Here is a 7,618-nt window from a genome sequence, read left to right as displayed (position 1 = left end):
TTAAGACACCGCCCTTTCACGGCGGTAACATGAGTTCAAATCTCGTACGGGTCATTACCATATTATAGATGGTATATTGGAGGATTACCCAAGTCCGGCTGAAGGGAACGGTCTTGAAAACCGTCAGGCGGGTTCTGCCCGCGCGTGGGTCCGAATCCCACATCCTCCTTAATCATCGCGGGATGGAGCAGTCTGGTAGCTCGTCGGGCTCATAACCCGAAGGTCATAGGTTCAAATCCTGTTCCCGCAATATGGTCCCTTGGTGTAGGGGTTATCACGCCTCCCTGTCACGGAGGAGATCACCGGTCCGAATCCGGTAGGGACCGTAATGGCTCGATAGCTCAGTTGGTAGAGCAAAGGATTGAAGCTCCTTGTGTCGGCGGTTCGATTCCGTCTCGCGCCATTCTGGAGGCCTAGCGAAGTGGCTAAACGCGGCGGTCTGTAAAACCGCTCTCTCTGAGTTCGGTGGTTCGAATCCACTGGCCTCCATTAAATAGGGATATCGTATAAAGGTAGTACATCGGTCTCCAAAACCGCTAGTGTGGGTTCAATTCCTACTATCCCTGTTTTTAATATTATGGCGGAATTGGTGAAGTGGTTAACACACCGGTTTGTGGATCCGGCATGCGTGGGTTCGATCCCCACATTCCGCCCTAACATTGGGATATAGCCAAGTGGTAAGGCAATGGACTTTGACTTCATCATGCGTTGGTTCGAATCCAACTATCCCAATTTGTTAATGATCAGAGGTTGGCGGTGTAGCCAAGTGGTAAGGCACGGGTCTGCAAAACCCTAATCATCGGTTCAAATCCGATCACCGCCTTCGCCTGAATTTCCTGATTAATTTCATTTATGGCGGTGTGGCGGAATTGGCAGACGCGTCAGACTCAAAATCTGGTGTCCCCTAGGACGTATCGGTTCGACCCCGATCACCGCTATTTATTCAGACATTCTGGCAAAAAGACGTGAGTTGATTCTCACGTCTTTTTTTTATCCAAAATTGCAACTCCTATCTACTAATTTTATAATGGTCTTTAATGGAGGTATTTTACATGAATATTGGGCTATTTACCGATACTTATTTTCCTCAGCTTTCTGGGGTAGCAACATCGATCCAGACTTTAAAGAATGCTCTTGAGAAAGATGGACATTCTGTCTTTATTTTTACTACTACAGATCCCCATTTGGGAAAAGGAACTATTGAACCAAATATTTTTAGAGTTAGTAGTGTTCCCTTTGTTTCTTTTACTGATAGAAGAATTCCAGTGCGTGGGCTTTTTCAAGCTACTAAAATCGCTAAAGAAGTAAAACTAGATATTGTTCATACGCAGACAGAATTTGGAATGGGAATGATTGGAAAATATGTTGCTCATTCGCTGAATATTCCTACAATTCACACTTACCATACTATGTATGAAGATTATTTACATTATGTTTTAAATGGACATTTATTGAAGCCATATCATGTTAAGCAAATTACTAAAGCTTATTTGCATAAGATGGATGGAGTTGTGGCTCCTAGTGAACGAGTTAGAGAAACGTTAACCCGTTATGGAGTTACAATTCCAATGCGAGTAATTCCTACTGGTGTAGATTTAACGGCAATTAATGAGAATCCTCATCGAGATGTACGTAAAGAGTTGGGCATTAATAAAAAGGATAAAATTATTTTAACTTTAAGTCGTGTAGCCGCCGAAAAGAAAATAGATCAAATTCTTGATGTATTACTTGCAATTTTAGAAAAAGAACCGGATGTAAAGTTTGTGATTGCAGGTGACGGACCAGACGTACAACCATTAAAAGATCAGGTGGCTCGGCTTTCATTAGAAGATTATGTGATTTTTGCTGGTAGCGTTGAACATAGTGACGTTGGAAATTATTATCGAATGGCAGATTTATTTGTATCAGCTAGTGATACAGAGACGCAGGGGTTAACATATATTGAAGCTTTAGCAGCTGGTACCAAGAGCGTAGTGTATAGTACAGATTACACAGAGCATGTTTTTGACAATAAGAAATTAGGCAGTACATTTACCACAAAGAATGAAATGAAAGATGAGATCATTGGTTATCTAAAGGAAAAACAATTTAATATTCCTGAAGATTTAAAAGAGAAGAAATTGTCGGAAGTTTCAGCAGCTACGTTTGCACATAAGATAGAAAAATTTTATCAAGATGTAATCCAAAATAAACAAAAAACTGAGGTAAATTATGATTAGAATTAATATGTTTTCCCAGGCTGACTCTGTTCAAGGACAGGGAGTAGGTTCGGCATATAAAGAACTTGTTCGTTTACTTAGAACACGATTAGTAGATGACTTTTATGTAACGATTAATAAGTATGGCGCTAGTGATTTAACTCATTATCATACTATTAATCCAACATATTTTGCTAATAGTTTTTTACCTAGTCGAGGTAGAAAAATTGGATATGTACATTTTTTGCCGGAAACTTTGGAAGGATCAGTTAAATTACCTGAACCAGCAAAAAGTATTTTTTATAAATATGTGATTGATTTCTATAAAAGAATGGATCAAATTGTAGTAGTTAATCCAATTTTTATTGATAAATTAGTGAAATACGGTATTAGTGAAGAGAAAGTAAAGTATATTCCAAATTTTGTAGCAAAAAGTGAATTTTATGAACAAACTCAGGTACAAAAGAATGCTTTTAGAAATAAATTGAATATTCCTTTAGATAAGTTTGTAATTGTTGGTGATGGCCAAGTACAAGAAAGAAAAGGGGTAGATGATTTTGCTAAATTAGCAGAAGCTAATCCTGATATTCAATTTATTTGGGCTGGTGGTTTTTCATTTGGCAAAATGACTGATGGATATGCTCATTTTAAAAAATTAATTGATAACCCTCCAAAAAATCTAAAATTTACTGGTATTGTACCACGCGAAGAATTGGTTAGTTATTTGAATATTGCTGATCTATTCTTATTACCATCTTTCGATGAATTGTTTCCGATGTCTGTCTTAGAAGCTTTTTCATGTAATACTCCAGTTTTACTACGAGACTTAGATCTATATCAAGCGATTATTGATGGCTATTACATGAAGGGAAAAAGTTTTGATGAGCTAAATGCTCAAATAAAATCTCTACGATCAAATCCAGATAAGCTAAAGAAATATCGTGATTTATCTGCTCAGGCTAGTCAAGAATATTCAGAGGAGCATCTTGCTAAGATATGGCATGATTTTTACATGGAACAATATGAAATTGGTAGAAAGTTAGGACAAATCAAATAATGAACAAAAAACATTTTATAGGGATGCTGGTTGTTCTTTTAATTAGTGGTTTCGTTATTTGGCAGGAATTAAGAAAAACCCCCATTAAAGAATTATGGGCAGCAGGTAAGAAGTTAAATATAACTTTTTTATTGCTAGTTTTATTTGTAATGATTCTGTCTTATGTTTGTGAAGCTGCAATTATTTGGATTTTGGAACATAAAAAAGGCGAAGTACATAGATCTGCGTGGTCCTTCTTTAGAATTCCAATTATTCAGGCTCTTTTTAATGCCATAACACCTTTGTCTACTGGAGGGCAGCCCTCTCAATTAGTAGCTATGATTCAAATGGGAATAGAGGGCGGGAGAGCAACCTCTATTTTGCTAATGAAATTTATAATTTATCAAATTTGTGTTTTATTTGCGTATGTTTCAACAATTATCTTTGGATTTCATATGGTAGTAACTAAATTTTCCGGCTTAGCCTTATTTATTTTGTTTGGTTTTGTACTTCATGTTAGTTCAATAATCTTTCTCTTAGCCATTATGTTTGCCTATCGTTGGACTAAAAATACAACAAACTGGCTGATGAATATATTAGAAAAGTTTATAAATAAAAATACTGTTGAAAAATGGCGTAAGAATACTAGGGAAAAAATTGAAACTTTTTATGCAGAAGGTCAACATCTAAAGCGTGAAAAGAAGAAGCTACTTGGAGCGAGTATTTTAACCGTTGGGCAATTGCTATGTTTCTATTCAATTCCGTATTTGATTTTATTAGCTTTGAACTTAACTCCGTCTTGGCTAGAAGTTACGCAAATGAATATTATGATTATTATGTTCATGGCAATTGTTCCAATTCCAGGAGCGTCTGGTGGAGCGGAGTTTAGTTTTCAAACTTTATTTTCTACTTTTATTCATTCAAATATCTTGTTAACTCTAGGAATGTTTTTGTGGCGCTTTACCACTTACTTTTTTGGGATGATTTTAGGAATATTTGGTTGGTTATTCAAGCCTAAGAAAGTAAAAAGTCATTAAAATTCCTTAAATTTACTATTTTAATTTATCAAAACTATTTTTTAGTAGTAATATCATGAAAGAACAAAGTTGAGGAGGACTTAGATGGGACGCCTAAAAGCATCATACAATTGGTTAACTAAAACTAAATTAGGCTTTTTCACTGTAGTTGTTGTATTTTTTTGGATAAAGACATACTTAACATATATAACTAAGTTTAATTTAGGTGTAGTAGGTCCAATGCAAAAATTTTTGCTATTGATTAATCCGCTACCGACAGCAATTTTATTGATTGGAATTGGGTTATTCTTTAAGGGTAGGAAATCTTACTGGATTATGGTCATAATTGATTTTCTTTTATCCTTGTGGTTATTTTCAAATATCTTATATTACCGAGAATTTTCTGATTTTCTATCGACATCGATTATTAAAACTTCAGGATCTACTTCAGATAATCTAGGAAAAAGTATCGCTGGAATTACAAAAGGTACTGATTTTTTAGTATTTTTGGATGTAGTTATTATTGTTTTATTAATAGCTTTCAAAGTTTTTAAAATTGATGTTCGCCGATTGAAGCTAAAGGTATCACTTTTAATTGAAGGGTTAGCTGTAGTATTAATTGGTACCAATCTGACTATGGCCCAAAAAGATCGCTCTGGTCTTTTAACTCGAACTTTCGATAATAATTACATTGTTAAATATTTGGGATTAAATGCTTTTGCTGTATACGATGGCGTAAAAACTGCGCAGAATAATGCTATTATGGCTAAAGCTAATCATAGTGATTTAAAGACTGTTCAATCGTATATTAAGAAAAACTATATTGCTCCTAATCCTGAGTATTATGGTGTAGCTAAAAATAAAAATGTATTAGTTATTCACTTAGAAAGTTTCCAACAGTTTTTAATTGATTATAAGTGGGATGGAAAAGAAGTTACACCAAACTTGAACAAACTTTATCATGCTAACGATACGATTAGTTTTGATAATTTCTTTAATCAAGTAGGACAAGGAAAAACTTCAGATGCTGAAATGATGCTGGAAAATTCTATTTTTGGGTTACAGTCAGGTTCGGCAATGTCCAGTTATGGAACGTCTAATACTTTTGAAAGTGCACCTGCTATCTTAGATCAAAAGGGTGGTTATACTAGTGCGGTTATGCATGGTGGAGCAGGATCATTTTGGAATCGCGATAATGCATATAAATCTTTTGGATATGATTACTTCATGCCATTGTCTTATTATCAGAATAAAAAAGGCTATTATTTAGGGTATGGAATAAAAGATAAGCTATTTTTTGAGCAATCTATTAAATACATGGAGCATTTACCACAGCCATTTTATCTAAAAATGATTACGGTAACTAATCACTATCCTTATGATTTAGATAAGAAAAACCAATCTATCGATAAAACTGATACTGGTGATAAGACAGTAGATGGTTATGTTCAAACTGCTCATTATTTGGATCAAGCTGTTGGGGAATTGATGAGCTATTTAAAGAAATCAGGTTTAGAAAAGAATACTTTGATTATGCTTTATGGAGATCATTACGGAATTTCTGGGAATCACCACAAAGCATCAGCTCAATTGCTGGATAAAGATAGTTTTAATAATTTTGATAATCTACAATTCCAACGTGTACCTCTAATGTTTCATATGCCAGGTCTTAAAGGCGGGATTAATCACACTTATGGGGGAGAAATTGATGTTAGACCAACTCTATTTAATTTATTAGGTATTAATGATCAAAATATGATTCAATTTGGTCATAGTCTTTTAGCAAAAAATGCTCCTCAGATTGTAGCTCAAAGAAATGGAGATTTTATTACTCCAAAATATAGTAGAGTAGAAGGAAGCTATTATTATACTAAATCTGGAAAACGAATTACTCATCCAGATAAAAAGGTAAAGGCACAATTGGCATCAATTTCAAATACTGTAACAACAGAATTATCTTTATCTGACCGTGTAATTACAGGTAATTTGCTGCGTTTCTATAGACCAGATGATTTTAAATATGTGAAGAGAAAGAATTATTCGTATAAAAAATCAGAATCGCTGAAGAGGTTAAAGAAGGCTGAAAAGAAGAGTAAAAATAGTCTATGGTATCAAAAGGGAAAGAAATCAACACAAAGTGATTTTAAGACTGATGCGCCAGAATTGAAGAAGTAATCAAAATCGTGTTAAGTAAATATGCTTAACACGATTTTTCTACGTAAAGTCAAGTACAATAAGATATTTGACTTTATTTTTAAGATTATATTTTTGAGTATCGTAAATATAGGCCGAATTACTTTTTTTAAGAAAGTACGACAAATAAGCCTGTAAACATGTCGTTTTTACAAGCTTAGAGCTATAATAAAATATTACTATCAAAGTCTTTTTGGTTATATGTGGCTACGTCATAATCATATAGGTACTCATTGATAATCACAGCATAAATAGTTCTGATTAATTTATGAATTGAAGCAATAGCTATCTTTTTAAACCCTTTGGGTTGAGAGGATAGCTTTTTGCTTTCATAATAATCTGCTATATGACATGGCTTAGTTTTAGAAGCTAGATCTATTTGTTCAATAGCACGATAAAGTAGTTTTACATTACCGTGTTTAGTAATAATTAAACTAGCATCCATTTCACCAGACTGATAGCGTCCTGGATCAATACCAATAAAAGCATTGATCTTATTTGGGCTAGAAAATCTACGAATATCACCTAATTCAGCTAATATTCTAACAGCAATAGTTTGAGCAAAACCGGGAATACTTTCTAGATTCTCAAGATCATGATTTGGTAAAGATTTAGCCAGTTTAACCATTCTAGAAATTAAATCATTTCATTTTTGCTTTGACCAATTAATTCACAGACAGTAGAAGTAGACTTGCTTATATCAATTCCGAATATAACTTGCATAATTAAATCTCCTAAGCTAGTAGTAAAACTTATTTACTTAGGAAGTTAGATCTAATTTTCTAAACTCGACATCAAATGTCCACATTCTTCGAAGAGATTACTAAAATGTTAAGCAAAACTGCCAGTTTTTTGTACGACATCAAGTGTCTAAAGCGTCTATGGCATATTGTTTTACTGCTATTTCAATTCTACAAGAGAACAAAAATAGTGAATCAATTATTCCGTCGAATAACTAATTCACTATTTAGCTTAGAATATTTTTTGTATCCGAATTTTAAAGATGGTTAGCAGGCTCAAATAGAATAATGTTGAGAATAAAACCAGATAATAATAGATAAATAAAAAATTAATATTCGGGAATGCAATTTTTTTTAAAAACTTGTTGACGAAAAGAAGAAAAGCCTGTAAAGTAATACATGCTGTTTGAGGCAAGCGAAAAGAGCGAATAAAAA

General features: G+C 33.9%; 4 protein-coding genes, 10 tRNA genes and 1 pseudogene. 14 read left to right on the top strand and 1 reads right to left on the bottom strand.

Annotated features, from left to right (window positions below):
- The first annotated feature begins 78 nt into the window (after positions 1-78).
- The 14 genes from FD18_RS06170 (at position 79) to FD18_RS06105 (ending at position 6,425) form a co-directional block, all read left to right on the top strand.
- Positions 79-169: transfer RNA gene (locus tag FD18_RS06170), tRNA-Ser, on the top strand.
- Positions 170-176: 7 nt separating this feature from the next.
- Positions 177-250: transfer RNA gene (locus FD18_RS06165), tRNA-Met, on the top strand.
- 3 nt (positions 251-253) lie between these two features.
- Positions 254-326, top strand: a tRNA-Asp gene (locus FD18_RS06160).
- Positions 327-330: 4 nt separating this feature from the next.
- Positions 331-403 (top strand) — tRNA-Phe (locus FD18_RS06155).
- Between the two features lie 4 nt (positions 404-407).
- Positions 408-489, top strand: a tRNA-Tyr gene (locus tag FD18_RS06150).
- Positions 490-495: 6 nt separating this feature from the next.
- Positions 496-566, top strand: a tRNA-Trp gene (locus FD18_RS06145).
- Between the two features lie 14 nt (positions 567-580).
- A tRNA-His gene (locus FD18_RS06140) sits at positions 581-653 on the top strand.
- 7 nt (positions 654-660) lie between these two features.
- Positions 661-732: transfer RNA gene (locus FD18_RS06135), tRNA-Gln, on the top strand.
- Between the two features lie 20 nt (positions 733-752).
- Positions 753-823 (top strand) — tRNA-Cys (locus FD18_RS06130).
- 31 nt (positions 824-854) lie between these two features.
- A tRNA-Leu gene (locus tag FD18_RS06125) sits at positions 855-938 on the top strand.
- A gap of 114 nt (positions 939-1,052) precedes the next feature.
- On the top strand, positions 1,053-2,219 hold the full coding sequence (locus tag FD18_RS06120; protein WP_057719084.1) for a glycosyltransferase family 4 protein: 1,167 nt from the start codon (positions 1,053-1,055) through the stop codon (positions 2,217-2,219).
- On the top strand, positions 2,212-3,255 hold the full coding sequence (locus tag FD18_RS06115) for a glycosyltransferase family 4 protein (RefSeq protein ID WP_057719083.1): 1,044 nt from the start codon (positions 2,212-2,214) through the stop codon (positions 3,253-3,255). The genes FD18_RS06120 and FD18_RS06115 overlap by 8 nt, the downstream gene beginning before the upstream one ends.
- Positions 3,255-4,271, top strand: a complete 1,017-nt coding sequence (locus FD18_RS06110; protein WP_057719082.1) for a lysylphosphatidylglycerol synthase transmembrane domain-containing protein — start codon at positions 3,255-3,257, stop codon at positions 4,269-4,271. The genes FD18_RS06115 and FD18_RS06110 overlap by 1 nt, the downstream gene beginning before the upstream one ends.
- Before the next feature lie 84 nt (positions 4,272-4,355).
- Positions 4,356-6,425, top strand: a complete 2,070-nt coding sequence (locus FD18_RS06105) for an LTA synthase family protein (RefSeq protein ID WP_057719081.1) — start codon at positions 4,356-4,358, stop codon at positions 6,423-6,425.
- 181 nt (positions 6,426-6,606) lie between these two features.
- On the opposite strand, the pseudogene FD18_RS06100 reads toward FD18_RS06105, so the two are convergent.
- Positions 6,607-7,086, bottom strand: a pseudogene (locus FD18_RS06100) (transposase); the annotation flags it as partial.
- Positions 7,087-7,618: the final 532 nt, after the last annotated feature.

It is taken from the genome of Lactobacillus taiwanensis DSM 21401 (assembly GCF_001436695.1).
GTDB classification, from domain to species: domain Bacteria; phylum Bacillota; class Bacilli; order Lactobacillales; family Lactobacillaceae; genus Lactobacillus; species Lactobacillus taiwanensis.
The sequence above is the reverse complement of the archived record's forward strand: the minus strand, read 5'-3'. Positions and strand labels throughout refer to the sequence as shown.

Excerpts from the sequence above, each read along its gene's own strand:
- FD18_RS06120 (WP_057719084.1), top strand. The coding sequence starts at position 1,053 with ATGAATATTGGGCTATTTACCGATACTTATTTTCCTCAGCTTTCTGGG.
- FD18_RS06115 (WP_057719083.1), top strand. The coding sequence starts at position 2,212 with ATGATTAGAATTAATATGTTTTCCCAGGCTGACTCTGTTCAAGGACAG.
- FD18_RS06110 (WP_057719082.1), top strand. The coding sequence starts at position 3,255 with ATGAACAAAAAACATTTTATAGGGATGCTGGTTGTTCTTTTAATTAGT.
- FD18_RS06105 (WP_057719081.1), top strand. The coding sequence starts at position 4,356 with ATGGGACGCCTAAAAGCATCATACAATTGGTTAACTAAAACTAAATTA.